This is a genomic window from Coprococcus sp. AF19-8AC (genome assembly GCF_003603115.1).
Taxonomy (GTDB): domain Bacteria; phylum Bacillota; class Clostridia; order Lachnospirales; family Lachnospiraceae; genus Coprococcus; species Coprococcus aceti.
On sequence record NZ_QTMI01000002.1, the window covers coordinates 573371 to 589958 of the forward strand.

14 protein-coding genes are annotated in these 16588 nt (G+C 43.9%); 12 read left to right on the forward strand and 2 right to left on the reverse strand.

The features are described 5' to 3' along the window. Positions 1–82 precede the first annotated feature (82 nt). From DWX57_RS07325 to DWX57_RS07335, 3 genes are all read left to right on the forward strand, one after another. Positions 83–1252, forward strand: coding sequence for an NAD(P)-dependent malic enzyme (locus DWX57_RS07325; RefSeq protein ID WP_022215972.1), 1170 nt, complete (start codon positions 83–85; stop codon positions 1250–1252). Positions 1253–1406: 154 nt separating this feature from the next. Beyond that, on the forward strand, positions 1407–1706 hold the full coding sequence (locus DWX57_RS07330) for a helix-turn-helix domain-containing protein (protein WP_022215971.1): 300 nt from the start codon (positions 1407–1409) through the stop codon (positions 1704–1706). Then, positions 1700–2386, forward strand: a complete 687-nt coding sequence (locus DWX57_RS07335; protein WP_055272066.1) for a LytTR family transcriptional regulator DNA-binding domain-containing protein — start codon at positions 1700–1702, stop codon at positions 2384–2386. The genes DWX57_RS07330 and DWX57_RS07335 overlap by 7 nt, the downstream gene beginning before the upstream one ends. An 11-nt stretch (positions 2387–2397) precedes the next feature. Here DWX57_RS07335 and DWX57_RS07340 read toward each other — a convergent pair whose 3' ends face one another. Then, positions 2398–3177, reverse strand: a complete 780-nt coding sequence (locus tag DWX57_RS07340; RefSeq protein WP_117550071.1) for a YlmH/Sll1252 family protein — start codon at positions 3175–3177, stop codon at positions 2398–2400. 530 nt (positions 3178–3707) lie between these two features. Further along, positions 3708–4535 (reverse strand): hypothetical protein, encoded by an 828-nt coding sequence (locus DWX57_RS07345; RefSeq protein ID WP_015534547.1) that lies wholly within the window; start codon positions 4533–4535, stop codon positions 3708–3710. A gap of 118 nt (positions 4536–4653) precedes the next feature. Between DWX57_RS07345 and DWX57_RS07350 the strand changes: the two genes are divergently transcribed. From DWX57_RS07350 to DWX57_RS07390, 9 genes are all read left to right on the forward strand, one after another. After that, positions 4654–5238 carry a helix-turn-helix domain-containing protein gene (locus DWX57_RS07350; protein WP_117550073.1) on the forward strand — a complete coding sequence of 195 codons (585 nt, stop codon included), beginning with the start codon at positions 4654–4656 and terminating at the stop codon, positions 5236–5238. Between the two features lie 186 nt (positions 5239–5424). After that, entirely contained in the window at positions 5425–6435 is a 1011-nt protein-coding gene (locus tag DWX57_RS07355; RefSeq protein WP_022217055.1) for a LacI family DNA-binding transcriptional regulator, read from the forward strand. Between the two features lie 512 nt (positions 6436–6947). Continuing rightward, the gene (locus DWX57_RS07360; RefSeq protein WP_120123377.1) at positions 6948–8255 is read left to right on the forward strand and encodes an extracellular solute-binding protein; all 1308 of its coding nucleotides are present in this window, start codon (positions 6948–6950) and stop codon (positions 8253–8255) included. A 104-nt stretch (positions 8256–8359) separates the two neighbouring features. Beyond that, positions 8360–9796, forward strand: coding sequence for a carbohydrate ABC transporter permease (locus tag DWX57_RS07365; protein WP_117550077.1), 1437 nt, complete (start codon positions 8360–8362; stop codon positions 9794–9796). Beyond that, on the forward strand, positions 9796–10638 hold the full coding sequence (locus DWX57_RS07370) for a sugar ABC transporter permease (protein WP_118016979.1): 843 nt from the start codon (positions 9796–9798) through the stop codon (positions 10636–10638). Before DWX57_RS07365 ends, DWX57_RS07370 begins: the two co-directional genes overlap by 1 nt. Before the next feature lie 211 nt (positions 10639–10849). Next, the gene (locus DWX57_RS07375; RefSeq protein ID WP_117550081.1) at positions 10850–12691 is read left to right on the forward strand and encodes a hypothetical protein; all 1842 of its coding nucleotides are present in this window, start codon (positions 10850–10852) and stop codon (positions 12689–12691) included. Further along, entirely contained in the window at positions 12664–12876 is a 213-nt protein-coding gene (locus DWX57_RS07380; protein ID WP_015534553.1) for a hypothetical protein, read from the forward strand. Before DWX57_RS07375 ends, DWX57_RS07380 begins: the two co-directional genes overlap by 28 nt. A 141-nt stretch (positions 12877–13017) precedes the next feature. After that, entirely contained in the window at positions 13018–14145 is a 1128-nt protein-coding gene (locus tag DWX57_RS07385; RefSeq protein WP_120123532.1) for a glycoside hydrolase family 53 protein, read from the forward strand. Positions 14146–14340: 195 nt separating this feature from the next. Beyond that, on the forward strand, positions 14341–16413 hold the full coding sequence (locus tag DWX57_RS07390; RefSeq protein WP_118016978.1) for a diguanylate cyclase: 2073 nt from the start codon (positions 14341–14343) through the stop codon (positions 16411–16413). Positions 16414–16588: the final 175 nt, after the last annotated feature.

Consider the following 16588-nt stretch of genomic DNA (forward strand, 5'->3'; position numbering starts at 1 on the left):
GAGCAGCGCTATATAGGAGAGGCGCTGTTATATATACAGTAGATAAAATACAGGATGCGCGGGTGCGCAGAAAGGAACAGACATGGATTACAATAGTTTAAGTCTTAAGATGCATGAGGAGCACAAGGGTAAGGTAGAGGTAGTGTCCAAGGTGGCAGTGAAGAACAGAGACGATCTGAGCACGGCTTACACACCGGGCGTTGCAGAGCCTTGCAGAAAGATCCGTGACAATAAGGCTGACGTATACAAATATACATGCAAGGGCAACATGGTTGCCGTGGTATCAGACGGAACAGCGGTTCTCGGTCTGGGAGATATAGGACCTGAGGCAGCTATACCTGTAATGGAAGGAAAGTCCATACTCTTCAAGGAGTTCGGCGGAGTTGACGCATTCCCTATCTGCCTTGACACAAAGGATGTGGATGAGATCGTTGAGACAGTAAAGCGCATTGCACCTGTATTTGGCGGAATCAATCTGGAGGATATATCAGCTCCAAGATGCTTCGAGATAGAGAAAAGACTTAAGGAAGAACTTGACATTCCTGTATTCCATGACGATCAGCATGGTACAGCTATCGTTGTGTCAGCAGGACTCATCAATGCGTTAAAGCTTGTCGGCAAGCCGTTTGACGAGGCAAATGTGGTTATCAACGGAGCAGGTTCTGCAGGTATATCAATATGTAAGCTTCTGCTTCAGCTCGGTATAGGCAATGTGGTTCTCGTGGACAGGCAGGGTGCTCTGTGTCCTGGACAGGACTGGATGAATCCGGCACAGGCAGAGATGGCAGAGATTACAAACAAGGACAGACAGACAGGTTCTCTTGCCGAGATAATGAAGGGTAAGGATGTATTTGTCGGAGTTTCAGCTCCAAATATCGTGACAGCAGAGATGGTTGCATCTATGGCAGCAGATCCTATAGTATTTGCCATGGCAAACCCTACACCTGAGATCATGCCTGAGGAAGCGGCAAAGGGCGGAGTAAGAGTAATGGCGACGGGCCGTTCGGATTATCCAAACCAGATCAATAACGTTCTAGTATTCCCGGGAATATTCAGAGGTGCCCTGGACGCCAAGGCAACAGGCATAACTGAAGAGATGAAGATGGCAGCAGCCAAGGCTATCGCATCCATTGTAACAGATGATGAGCTCAAGGAGGATTACATCATTCCTGGAGCATTTGACGAGAGAGTTGCTAAGGTGGTTGCCAAGGCTGTAGCTGACGAGGCAATAAAGCTTGGAATTACAAAATAAGAATAAAAATAAAGTTTTTCGAAATATTTAGTAAATAAGTGTACTAAAAATCGCATCTTATGTGGAAAGTCCGCATGGGATGCGGTTTTTTATTTTGCGATTTTATTGTAAAGTAATATTGTTGTCCGCGGGGACGGATAGGGAGGAGAAAAAATTGAACAGTGTTATTATTGGGCAGAGAATAAAGGATGCCCGCAAGTCTATGAACCTCACACAGAAGGAGCTGGGGTATCTTATCTATGCAGATGGCAAATATATAAGCCGTCTTGAAAATGGCGGAAGTCTGCCGAGCCTGAAGCGGCTGGTGCTGCTGTCGAGGGTGCTTAACCGCACATGTGATTATTTCATATGGGATATCGATGTGATGGAGGAGGATGTGACTCCGAGGGAGGAAATCGTTATCCGGGATGAACAGGAGCGGAAGCTTCTGCAGCTTTGGAGGGAGATATGCTGAAGATTGCTGTGTACAGTGAGGAGAAAGTAATGAGCCCGTTGTTGCAGGAGTACATGGGTATATGGCAGAGAGATGCGGGATGTGTGTGCGCTGTGAGATATTATGACAATGTGCATGCGATCATGGTCGACATGGATCTTGAAGGAATTTACGATGTAGTGGTGGTGTATCGTTCCTGGGATGTGGCCGATGTCTTGAAAAAAGACCGCAGGGTAGGTAGTCTCGTGATGATAGCAGCAGGAATAAACCGGAGATTGTATGATATCCAACCGTGTTATATTCTGTATGAACCTGTTAATGCGGCAAATTTCAAAAAGGTGATGACGATGGCGGTTGAGGGGAGCCGGGATGAGAGAAGATTCACATTTGTATCCGGAAGGGTGAGATACAGTGTAGATACCCGGAGCATAATGTATTTTGAAAGCGAACTGCGTCGCATAAATCTGGTCACAACGGAACAAAAATATGTTTTTTATGGAAGTATTGGCGAGATGGAAAAGCGCATGAAGGTGGGCTACGGGGGATTTATCAGACCACATGAATCCTATCTTGTAAATCCGGATCATGTGAGCAGATGCACGGCTCATGAAATGATACTGACAAATGGTAAAAGTATACACATCAGCGCAACAAGACGCGCTGATGTGAAAAGATACTACAGTGAACTGATCAATTGCTAGTTGTTAGAAGATCAAATATATCTGAGTAATTCTATGTTCAGTCTGCCCTTCCGGGTTGCGCTGCCTGTCTCGACAAATTCATATTTGCCATATCCACGTATTGAAAATACGTCGCCCGGTTTTAACTGGTAGCTGCTGTTTTCGTACAACCTGTTGTTTAGTGAAAATTTCTTTTCCCTGAACAACAGGGATGTGCTGCTTCTTGAAAGGCCTGTTATTGTGGCGGTCACTGCGTCCGCTCTTGCAGATGCTGCGATTATGTGCAGAGGTTCCTTTTTTATCTGTATCTCATCAGTATCCTGGGTGCTGCAAAAAGTACATTTTACATTTGTGTGCCTTATCTTTGTCAGATTTTCAGCGATATAATCGGCAACAGTGTCCACACAGAATATATAGGCATTGTTGTGCTTGCCAGAATGAGTGGATTCGGTGATCAGTATATCGCCCACCATCTCCCTCTCAATGCCAAGATTCATAAGTGCCCCAAGGAAATCCCTGTGGTTCAGATCGTCTGAGAATTTGTCCGAAACAGCGGAAACCTTCATGGTGCAGATGGGAAAAGCCGGTGCGTAGCCGCAGTCGGCTTCATTTCCAAAGGCGATCATAACGCGGTCGCAGGATTCCCTGCCTCCAAAGATGGTATATCCTGCAAATGACAACTGTTCAAGATTGCTGTAAAATACTTCCATGTCTGCAGCACTCAGAAAATTAGTATATGTATATCTGTTCTGGCGGAAGGCGGCATTTGCCAGATCCTTTAACCGCCCCTTTAGAATATCGTTTTCATTCATAGCATGTCCTCCGAGATCATTGACTTCTTACTATTATATTACAACACTCCGATCTTCGCCAACAGTCAAACGAATTTGACAGCTTTGCACGATAATCTGAAATTTATTGTTGCGAAAAGTGATCATAATGAACAATAAACCGTTCAAACGTGAATAAAACAATCATTTTGCATTCAAAAATCTTCTAAAAACTATTGAAATGCGCAACTGTTGATAAATTACCACAAAAAAAAGCCTTCGTTTTATAAATTTTTGCGTATTTACAATTTCAAAGTGTTTTGATAGTATATGGGCATAACAAGGAGATGAGTTGTGATCAACAAGCCTTCTGGTTATAAAAAAGACAATCACTTATATTTTGATAGACGGAGGGTTCCCTTAGCACGAAATTCGTAGAAATCCCTTTATACGATGTAATGTAACCCCATAACCCCAAACCCCAAAACATAGGAATCCTCCACTCCCCCCTTCTTAACAGCCTGTCGCATAAACGACGGGCTGTTTTTATGTTCTGAAAAACAGGGGGGGATTTAGAGTTTCATATTGGATGCACTTATGGCGTTACCGAGTTCTGTGAGACTTTCCACGAAGGCTGCGTATTTGCATATGTCGGTCATCTTAGATTTTCTTTTACTATTTCCGAGAATGCTATAGATATAATCTCTTGACTGGTCGATTATATATGTTGGCGTTGTGTCGTGCTCGTTGTTGAATAACATGGATTTGAAGTTTTGAAAAAAAGAATAAATTTCATAATCTATAGAATTGTCATTCCGCTGCATGTATTCGAGAAGCATATCGATATAGCGCAAAGCTGAGTGTACGTACAGGATAGAGTTTTCGTTTATGTACAGTACGGTTTCCGGCACAAAGAAAGATGGATGTGCGAAACCTTTTATGCTGTGCAGGGCTTCCATTTTCTGGGTGGCTGACTGGTTGAACGAGTAACGGTTTTTGTATTGTTCAATGATAGAGAGCGTGTCCGCTGAATTATTTTTTGCTATTACGCGCCGTCTCTCGTTGATGTACAGTTTTAACTCCAATAGAAGAAAATATATATCCGGGGATGAAAAACGCTGCGAGTTTTTGATATACGGAAATGAACCTGTCATTCTTCTGAAAAATGAGTCTGCTGTGGCATAATTGTTTATTATGCTGATGGCTGCATCTACATTGAAATTCTGGACAAATTCCCTGGTTGCGGGCTGATACACTGTCTCGTTGTCAATGCGGGATACATAGGAACTAAGAAAGATTATCTTCTCTTCTGCGGTGAGTTCGTATCCGTTGAGGTTACAATAATTGATGGCGGAACAGGGGGCATCGGTTTGTGTTTCGGCATTGTTTAAGTCTGTCATAATGATCTCCTTTGTTTTTGTATGGATAAAAATGTAGCACTTTAACGCGATAAGTGGTAGGATATTTATGGATACAAAATTGTACAATCTGTATAAATGTATACAATGGAGGAGAGAGATGAATAGAAGGAGAACAAAAAAGGGGGTGTCGGATTCTACAGAAATGGTAGATACGATAGGCTTCAATATGCGGGATATCCGCAAAAACAGCAGATCTTCGAAGTATACGGTAAAGTATATGGTTGCGGAGATAAATAAGCTCCTGCCGGAGAATCATAAGATAACAGAAGGGCTATATTACAAGTGGGAGAATGAGGAGAGGCTTCCGACAGTGCGGCACATTCCGGCTATAGCTAGTGCTCTCGGTGTGTCTGAGACTGCACTTTTTCACTGGCAGGGTATGAAGAATGGAACTGTCAACAGCAAATATAGTCAACTGGTTGAGAGCGTTAAAGCACTTGGAGATGACAAGACGGCTGATATAGCCTGGCTTGCATCGGGTTGGTCAGGTGACCTTAAAGCTCTGGTTGAATTTGACATGCTGTATGCAAGTCTGTTTGCGGAGGACAGACGGGATGTGGCATCTCTTGGAATAAGATTATATGATGTGTGCAGGAAAGAGGGCAGACTGAATCCGGATGTGCCATCTGTGGATTTCTCTTATTTGCAGCAGGCTCTCAGGGATCTGTGGGCATCAAAGTAAGATATAATTGCACAAATAAAAAAATATCTTTGTTCTTTTTGACAAAATAGCCAACTTGACATGGTAAAAATCAAAAAATTCTTGACTTGTGCACAAAAAAAGCTATGATAATATTAAGGGCAACCGATTGCGCATGGAGCGTTGCGCAAATGCGGTGATACGTGCTGAACAAAAGGAGACTTGAATATGGAGACAAAAGAGTCAGGCCAGAAGATGACCATTTCTGATGTGGCTGAGGCGTTAAATATATCTAAGACTACAGTATCGAGAGCGATTTCCGGAAAGGGAAGGATCGGTGCCGAGACAAGGCGGAGAGTTCTCGAGTATATAGAGGAGCATAATTATAAGCCAAGCGTTATAGCGAAGGGGCTGGCACAGTCAAAATCCTATAATATAGGGTGGGTCATGCCGAGCGACTACAGCGTGGTGGATCTGCCATTCTTTCAGAAGTGCCTGATGGGATTGCTGGAGATGGCTGCGCCAGTGGATTATGATGTGCTTGTGTGTACAGTGTCACCGGATGATATGAGCCAGCTGGAGAGAATTGTTGAGAATCATAAGGTGGATGGGGTTGTACTTGGAAGAACTCTTGTGAATGATGCCCCGGCAGAATATCTCAAGGAAAAAAAGATACCATTTGTTGTGGTTGGAAGTATGGATGATGACAATGTTGTCCAGGTTGATCATGATCACAGAAGTGCATGCCGTGAGCTTACATCTATACTGCTTGCCAAAGGAATGACTAAGGTAGCCCTCATGGGTGGTAATAAGAATCATGTGGTAACCCTCAACAGGTATAGAGGATATCTTGATGCGATGGAGGATATGGAGGTACCGGTAGATAACAGCCTGGTATACTTTGATATAGATAATTCAGTATTATGTGAACATGCCATTGAAGAGATAATGAAGCAGAAAGCAGAATGCATACTGTGTATGGATGATGGAATATGCCAGAATGTACTTAATATATTGGATAAGAAGGGCATAAAGGTGCCAACTGATGTGAGAGTTGCGTCATTCTACAACAGCTCACTTCTGAACAATTACCAGCCTGCGATCACATCGCTCCAGTTTGATCCGCGTGAGCTTGGAATGGTAGCATGTAAACTGCTGGTGGATTTTATAGAGGGCAACGAAGTTAAGAAGAAGACACATCTGGGTTATGAACTCAGATTAAAAGAGTCAACGAAGTAATTCATAGTTATATATCCTTCCCAGAGGGGCGTCAGTGTTTGGCTGACGCCCTGTTTTTATGTGAAAAGAGCCAGAATATGCGCAACATGCGCAAAAAAATGATGCGCGACGGGCATGAAAATACACCATAGAATATTGCTGTTATAGCAATATTCTATGGTGTAACAAAGAGAAAAGTAATGAAAAAACGGCCTAAATGAGTGTAATAATGGCTGGAAAAGGAAATGAAACATGAAAATCTTACATATGGGATAGCAGATGATTAACAAATATTACCATATATAGTGTGCAACGCAAACGGGTGCGCAAAATATAACGAACATGGAAACGTTTCCAAACAAAGTGACTTGTGCAAAATGTATATTTTTTTATTTTGAAAGTTATATGAATTAGTAGTTGACAACAATAAACAGAACTGATAATATATAACCATAAAGAACAACCGATTGCGCACGGGAAACAAAAAGAGCAACTAATTTTCTTGTTATTTATTTAAAGAGGAGGACATAAGAATGAGAAAGAAAGTTTTATCATTAACACTTGTTGCTGCGATGATGGCAGGATGCCTTGCGGGATGTGGCAACGCAGATTCGAAGGACGAAGGAACAACAGCAGCTGCTGGCGACAGCACAACACAGGCTGCAGCATCAGATGATGCAATTCAGAACTTAATTGATGCAACAACAGAAACTGTAGATCTTTCGGTATGGGCTTCTGAGGAAGATCAGGATCTCACAACACAGGTTATTGAAGAATTCAAGAAAAAGTATTCAGATGTTGACTTCAACATCACACTCGGAGCCGAGTCTGAGTCAAAGGCAAAGGATGATATCCTGGTAGACGTTGAGGCTGCTCCTGATGTATTCGCATTTGCTGATGATCAGATCAATGAGCTGGTTAAGGCTGGTGCACTTCAGCCGGTACAGGCTACATACACTTTTGATGTTGCAAACGAGAATGTGGCAGCTTCTATAGAGGCAGCTTCTGTTGATGGAACATTATATGCATATCCAATGACAGCAGACAACGGATACTTCATGTTCTATGATTCATCAGTATTCACAGAGGATGATGTTCAGTCGATGGATGCCATGATCGAGGCAGCAAAGAAGGCAAACAAGAAGATCGCTATGAACGTATCAGATGCATGGTATGTATACTCATTCTTCCAGGGCGCAGGTCTTGACCTTACACTTAACGATGACGGACTTACAAATACATGTACTTGGAATCAGGCAGGCGGTACAGACGTAGCTCAGGCAATTCTTGATCTCTTTAAGACAGGCGTATTTGTAGATATGGATGATCCTACACAGGCAACAGCAATCGCTGAGGGTACGATCTGTGCAGCAGTTAACGGAACATGGAGAGCAGCAGACGCTGAGGCAGCATGGGGCGAGAACTATGCAGCAGCTAAGCTCCCTACATACACAGTTGCAGGCAAGCAGGTTCAGATGGCATCATTCTCAGGCTGCAAGCTTATCGGTGTAAACCCACATTCAAAGAACGTAGGCTGGTCAATGCTTCTTGCTGAGTATCTTACATCAGAGGATACACAGGTTACAAGATTTAAGCAGAGAGGTCTTGGTCCTTCAAACATCAACGCTTCAGAGTCAGAGGAAGTTAAGGCTAATCCAGCTATATCAGCTCTTGCAGCTCAGGCAGCATATGCAACACCACAGCGTGTAGGCGGTAACTACTGGACACCAGCAGAGACACTTGGTTCAATCCTTGCTCAGGGTAATCCGGACGGAACAGATCTTCAGAAGCTTCTCGACAACGCTGTAGAAGGAATTGAGGCACCTGTATCACAGGAGTAATTTTAAATAAGAAGTACTTTGAATAATATTTATAAGTTATAATGAGAATGCCTCATATGTCATTCGTGGCATATGGGGCATTTTAAAAAGAGAGGAGCTTTTTCATGAAGAAAATATCAGGATTCTTTAAAGCCATAGGAAGATATTTCAAGAATTTTGGTGTTGCTTTTGCAAAAGGTGATATATGGGTTAAGCTCTCAGCGGTTATCATGGGTGCAGGTTACTTCGCAAGAAAGCAGATCGTCAATGGTTTGATCATGCTCATCGTTGAGGCTGCGTTTGTGTTGATGTGCGTAGGCTATGCGGCACCAAACCTTGCCAAATTTGGAACTCTTGGAACTGTAAAGTTTGAGCAGGTATTTGATCCACTCACCATGCAGACAACTACTAATAATTACGACAATTCTTTCCAGATCCTTCTCAATTCGGTGGTTGCGTTGTTCATCATTCTTATATTCGTGCTTTTCTACATTCACAATATCAAGACAGTGTACAAGCTTCAGCAGATGAAGGAAAATGGAGAACATATAAATACATTCAAGGAAGATATGAAGTCACTCTTCAACGAGAAGTTCCACATAACACTTCTCACACTTCCGACAATTGGTGTAGTCATAATGAATATTCTGCCAATACTGATACTTATTGCAGTGGCATTTACCAATTATGATCAGCAGCACCTTCCACCAAACTCACTGTTTACATGGGTGGGCTTCAAGAACTTTGCAAGCCTGTTCTCAAACAGCATGACAGTAACATTTGGATATTCATTCAGAAAGGTTCTTGGCTGGACACTTGTATGGGCGGTCATGGCGACATTTACCACATTCATAGGCGGTATCCTTCTTGCCAAGGCGATCAATTCCAAGACAACCAAGCTGCCAAAGATGTGGAGAACACTTTTCATCATATCAATAGCAGTTCCACAGTTCGTAACACTGCTTTTGGTTAGAAACTTCTTCGCTGATTCCGGTATTGTGAACACTATCTGCTCAAATATCGGTATCACAGACCTGCTTAAGCATGCAGGACTTGTCGGTGAGCATCTTACATATATACCGTTCCTGACTGATCCTCACTGGGCAAAGGTAATGATCATTCTCATCAATATCTGGGTCGGTGTTCCATACCAGATGCTGATCGCAACAGGCGTTCTGATGAACATACCTACAGATCAGATCGAGAGTGCAAAGATCGATGGAGCAACAAATTTCCAGGTGTTCTGGAAGATCACAATGCCATATATCCTGTTCATCCAGGGCCCGGCACTTATAACAGACTTTGTAAAGAACATCAACAACTTCAACGTAATCTACCTGCTCACACAGGATGTATTCGTCACACAGAATCAGGCTCTCGCCAATTCGCATGCGAAGGAAGTTGACCTTCTTGTTACATGGCTGTTCAGACTTACAAATGAATACTACGACTACAAGATGGCATCTGTTATCGGTATCATAGTATTTATCATATGTGCAGCATTTACACTTATATCATTCTCAAGAATGATTGCAGGAGATAAAGAGGAGGAGTACCAGTAATGAAGAAAACAATAGGTTCAATCGTTAAACATATCGTATTACTTGTCCTCGCAGTTATCTGGCTGGTTCCGATCATCTGGCTGATTGTCACTTCATTCAGCGGATATAAGGGAATCAATACAGCGCATTTCTTCCCAACGAGCTGGTCTATGGACAATTTTGTTCAGCTGATTACAAGACCTGACTCGGTTGTGCAGTATGTGTCATGGTTCAAGAATACACTTATTATTGCAGTATTTACATGTATCATCTCTACTATATTTGTAATTATGGTCAGCTATGCGATGAGCTGCCTGAGATTCAACGGCAGAAAACAGATCATGAGTGCGTCACTGATACTGAACATGTTCCCTGGCCCACTTCTCATGATAGCAATTTACTTTATCCTGAAGATGCTGGGACTTACAAACAGCCATTTCGGTATGATCATAGTTTACTCAGCAGGATCAGGACTTGGATTCCTCATCATGAAGGGATTCATGGACACAATACCTATGTCACTTAAGGAGGCTGCCAGACTTGAGGGTGCTTCGGAGGCGAAGATATTTACGAAGGTAATCCTTCCTCTGTGTAAGCCAATCGTGGTGTATCAGGTAATCAGTTCATTCCTTATACCTTGGGGCGATTTTGTATTCGCAAAGCTTATGCTCAACTCAGGAGTTTCGAAGGACTGGACAGTAGCTATAGGTCTTTACAATATGCTTGAAAAATCACTCGTCAACAAATACTTCTCAGTATTCTGCGCCGGCGGTATCGTGGTAGCTATCCCTATCTCAATATTGTTCGTCATAATGCAGAAGTACTATGTAGAGGGTGTAACTGGCGGTTCTGTAAAGGGTTAAGGCGGACGGTCTGAGAGAAATGAGAAAATTTATTTTGGGCAGGTGTCTGCGTTGCCGGATGGACCACATATGGATGGTGGTGCGGATGCCTGCTATAATTAGCCCTAAAATAGGGCAGACAGGATGAAAAATGAGGATATTGTCGCTTATTTGGGGACGATTATCTTTAGATCAAAAGGTTACAACATATACGAAATAGGAGATTTAAGATATGGAGAATACATTTATTGTAAACATTATCCATCGTCCTGAGATGGTTCCTGAGTATGCCGAGAAGGTTACAGGCCATGGTCAGGCAGAGGATATCGGAAGAAAAGCTCTCCTCACAGAGTCACTGGACATATTCAAGTTCCAGCAGGAGACAGCTCACAAGAACGGACTCAAGACTACTATTCAGATGACATATGCCAGCCTTTTTAACGAGGAGGCTGTATCACTCGCCAAGGAGCATCATGAGAAGTATGGAGATGAGATAGCGCTCTCACTTCTCGGACTTCCCTGCACAGAGTTCAGAGAGAAGTACAAGACCAAGGACTTCTGTATCTGGATGTTCTCTATGGAGGACAAGAAGAATATCGTCGATGACGTATTTGGAAAGTTCCATGATATATTTGGCTTTTATCCAGTGTCTACAGGTTCATACTATATGGATGCTGAGCTTACAAACTACATCAAGGAGAAGTATCCATCAGTCAAGTGTGCAGTTGCAACATGCTGGGAGGAGGGCCCTAAGGCTTACCACACATGTAACAACTCATGGTACACACTGTTTGATGGCGGCCCATGGAATCCGTGGATACCTTCAAAGCAGAACACACATGCACCTGCAGCAAATGAGGCTGAGGACAGCGGAATCGTTGCCATCCCGCATCTTTCAAGAGATCTGCTGGCATGCTATGATGGAAATGGTTCTAACTTTGGTACACATCCACAGAACGTTCTCCGTGGAATGATCTATGACAGCAAGACATGGGAGTACCCATATCTGTACAACCTGATCGACCAGTATCGTCATCTGGCTAAGTTCAACAATGGATATTCATACAACATGATGTTCGTTGGACCAGGCTGGCTGAACAAGATGGGACGCTGGGAGGCTCCATACGAGCTGCTCAAGAAGAGCTACGAGGATGGAATGAAGTATTATGGCGACCTGAAGAAGGAAGGCAAATGTATCGACATGACAATGGCTGAATTTGCTGACTTCTACAGAGAGAACAAGACATACGAGGAGCCTGAGTGTGCTCTTTGGAAGGATATACTGTACGGATCAGACAAGCAGATATTCTGGTACTGCGATCCATACATGAGAGCCCAGATCAACATGGATCAGGGCGGTGCGATCGTTGACCTCAGACCATACGCTGCAAAGCTCAACTGGCCTGTAGGTATCGGAACTCCACATGTTCAGGATGCTTCATATCCATTCCTGATCCAGGAGAAGTACAGAGCAGGATATTTCACACACTATGCTGGAGAGGGTACTGTAAGAAGTGCCAAGATCAGCTACAAGGGTGAGGAGGTCGACCTCTGTCTGTGCAGAACAAAGGCAACATTCTCGCAGGAGGGAAGCACAAGAATCCTTACACTTGACCCGGTTGACATCGAGTTCTACGATCTGACAGTTAAACTTCAGACAAAGATATATTTTGAGGAGGGTTCATCCAAGATAAGACATGAAAGAACTATCCTCGAGATGAGCAACCCTGATGCAGAGGTTGAGATCAATGAGTACATGGTGGCATGCTACGGTACAACAGAGTACCCAGAGGACATGACAGGAATCACTCTCACAGCAAAGAATGCTTCAGAGAGCAAGTCACTCACATATGAGTACAAGTGCAGAGAAGAGGATCTCGCAGGCGCCGATGAGGTGTCAGCAGTTATACCTGCGATCGAGACAAAGGCTGCCATGGGAGCATCTGGCAGCGATGCAACAGGATATTTCAAAGAGGGATATGCGTTCTCGCCAATGTTCACTCTCGGGTTTACAAAGACACTTAAGGATAAGGAGGTATTTTCAACATGGCTCAGTCTGGAAAAGGCAAATTAAATTACAGATGTCCAATGTGTTTTATGAGAGATCTGGATATAGATATGTTCTATGATAAGGACAAGAAGGAATACTACTGTATCCGTTGTCAGTATGTTGGACCAGAGGAGGACGTTCTGGCAAAGAACGAGCTCATCAGAATAAAATATGGAAGAATGTATGACAGGATTACATTTGACGACTAGGTGACAGATGTCATCTTGATAGAAGGCCGCCGACAGATGAAGATGAACTGGTACATCAGGGGTATGCAGAACATTTTTCTTCGGCGGCTGTTCTTGGTTATAACAGGCAGTAAAATAAATGCAGGTGAAGGAGACAAAAATATGGCAGATTATATAAAGGGCGTGGATCTCTCCGCTGTTGTCGAGGTTGAAGAGCTGGGGGCGAAATATTATGACAATGGTGTGCAGGGAGATATATTTGACATACTTAAGAACTATGGTGTGAATTCTGTGAGACTTCGTCTGTGGAATGATCCGTACACGGAGGACGGCGTACCTTATGGTGCGGGCACAAATGACCTTGAGGTATACAAAAAACTCGCGAAGCGCGCTATGGATCATGGAATGAGCATTCTGCTTGATTATCACTACAGTGATTTCTGGGCTGACCCGGGCAAGCAGAGGGTGCCGAAGGCGTGGAGAGGCATGGATGCGGATCAGCTTGAGCAGGCTGTGTACGACTACACAAGGGAGACTCTTTTAGAGATGAAGGCTGCGGGCGTTCTCCCTCAGCTTGTTCAGGTTGGAAACGAGCTTACAAACGGACTGATGTGGCCGCTGGGACAGAAGCCGGAGTATGACAATATCGCGAAGTTTGTGAGCGCAGGAATAAGGGCGGTCAGATCGGTTGACTCTGATATTCCGGTCATGATACATCTCGACAATGGCGGCAACAATCCTATGTATGTGGATTGGTTTGACCACTACATGGAAAGAGGAGAAGATTTTGATATAATCGGAATGTCGTATTATCCGTTCTGGCATGGAACCATGAAGGAGCTAGAGGCAAATATGCGAGATATGGCGGTTAGATATGGCAAAAAGATAGTTATCGCTGAGGTTTCCATGGGATTTACCATGGAGGACTACGCAGAATATGAGAAACTGGGACCTGACGATAGAAAGGGCTATGCCACAAAGCCTTCACTGGTGGAGAATCTTGACTACCCTATGACACCTGAGGGACAGGCGGAATTTATGAACGACATAATGAAACTGATAGATGATGTTCCTGGTGGCGATGGCTTTTATTATTGGGAGGCAGGCTGGATACCAGTACCGGGAAGCGGCTGGGCTACGGAAGGTGCTCTGTCATACATAGAGGAGTCTGGACCATGCGGAAATGAATGGGCAAATCAGACACTTTTTGATTATGACGGACATGCTCTGCCGGCACTTAAGACTATACGTGATTACAAGCCGGCGCATGACGACTATCCACTTAAGTAAATTATGGGGACGTAGGTGTCTGTCCCCTCCGTCCCCGTGGTTTCTGATAGTAAAGTACATATTTTTGATACATTTGGATATGTTTTGGTTGGGCGGGTCTGTGTATAATATATGCAGATGCGCCTTTTTAATATATTTGGCAAATTTACAGATGGGGGACAGGACGGGTTGTTCTGATTGATCAGGAGGTAAGGTATGAAAAAAGTAGCATTGTTCATGGATGGCTGGAAGAGGTATTTCACCTACGCCTGGCCGCTGGGATTTATGCAGAAGATAAAGGAAGCCAGGGCTGATGTTAATTTGTACATATTCAACAGCAACGGCAATTGGAACAGGGACGACGGTTACAGCTATGGAGAATACAATATATACAATCTTCCGGAGCTGACAGACTTTGATGGGATCATAATATCTGTCAACAATATCAAATATCCGGAAGTCACGGCGGAACTGCTGGACAGGATAAGGAAGAGCGGAGTTCCGGCTATAAGCCTCGAGACTGCTTTTGACGGTCTGCATTTTGTGGGTATAGACAATTATGATGCCATGTATGACATGACTCGGCATATGATAGAGGAACATGGTGCGAAGAAGGTGTGGTATCTTGCCGGACCGAAGGACAACTATGAGGCTCAGGAGAGATGCCGTGCATTCTGCGATTGTATGGATGTGTATGGACTCAAGGTTGAGGATGAGGATGTCCTGTTTGGAGATTTTGGTTTTAATGATGGCGTGACGGGATTCGAGGAGCTGCTCAGAGCACATGGACATACGTGTATAAAACATGAGAAGGACGGACCGGATTACGGTGGACCTGCGGAGGTGTACGGTGAGATAACCAGTGGCAGTTTTGCGGATTCTGCTCCGGATGCCGAGGCTTCGAATAATGAGGAGATGGATGAGAGAAGGCTGGAAGAACGGGAGATAGTGAAGAAGATTCTTCCGGATGTAATAATCTGTTCAAATGACAACCTGGCGGTGGGTGTGTGCAACAGAGCTGAAGCACTTGGACTTTCAGTGCCAAATGATTTTAAGGTTACGGGATTTGACAACTTTGATAAAGCAGCGTACTATACGCCGCGCATAACAACGGTGAGCAGGATCCGTGAGAAGATCGGAGCTGCGGCTGCAGAGATCATGCTGAATATCTGGGCGGGAAACAATCCGGATACCAGCTCTTATATAGATTATAATTGTATATTTACGGAGAGTTGTGGCTGTGGCACGGATGCTATGCTGAACGGCAGACAGTACCTGAAGAATTATATAATGGGAGTTGTGGAACGCGAGGAGATAGATGAGAGCACACTTGACTTCACGCATTTGCTCAGCAAATGTGGTGATTACAGTGGCCTTTATCCATGTGTACAGACGGCATATTCACAGGCAGAGTGTAAGAAATGCGTTATGGTTGTCGACAGATCCCTTGTGGAGATGGGGGGAGCTGGCCCGACACTATCGGCGGCGTACGATGAGGATGTATTTGCTGTGAAGGGCTATCCTCATAGAATGCAGATCGTGTACAGGCAGGGCATAGCGGATGGCGATAGCGATACATACCACAGTATGTTTCCTCTTCTGGATGATGAAGCCGGCGGCAATATATTTTTATTTGCGCCATTTCATTTCGGAGAAAAGGCAGTTGGGTTCTGCTGTGTCGAAAATGGATATTACCTCATGGATAAGCAGCTTTGGTCAACTGTAATGAGCGAAGTGAATGTAGCCATGATAAACCTGTTCAATAAATGGAGGCTGGAGCAGATCAATCAGGAGCTTACGGCAATATCCATAAAGGATCCGCTTACCCAGATATACAACAGGGAAGGCATGAGACAGATCGCCGCAAAGGCATTTGACAAGGCTGCGGGCCAGGGCAGGGCACTTCTCATAATGTTTGCTGATATGGACAGGCTTAAATATATAAACGATACATACGGTCATGAGTTTGGCGATAAGGCTATAAGAAATGCAGCCAGAGCTGTGGCGGGAGGCGGCGGAATAAGCAGTATTCCGGTTAGATACGGCGGAGATGAGTTCGTATCCATATCTATATACGATGAGGATGAGACTCCTGAGGAAAGAAAGGCGGCGATACTTGAGAAGGCCAGGGAGATAGCGGCGCAGGAGAAGCTTCCGTTTGAATTGGAGTTTAGTATAGGCTATGTTATAACAGACCCAGATGGTGATAAAACCCTTGAAGAGTATGTGAGGGAAGCGGATCACAGTATGTATCAGGAGAAGATGCAGAGAAGGATAAGCAGACAATGATAAAAAAATATCAAAAAATGGAGAATCAGGTCTTATGTGCTGATTCTCTATTTTCATTTAGTATGTTATAATTAACTGTCATTATGATAGTCTGCACAAGTGCAACTGTCGCAACGATCATTTTATCATGTGGACACAACGTGGATTATTTATATTAGATACTTAGGATCAAGAG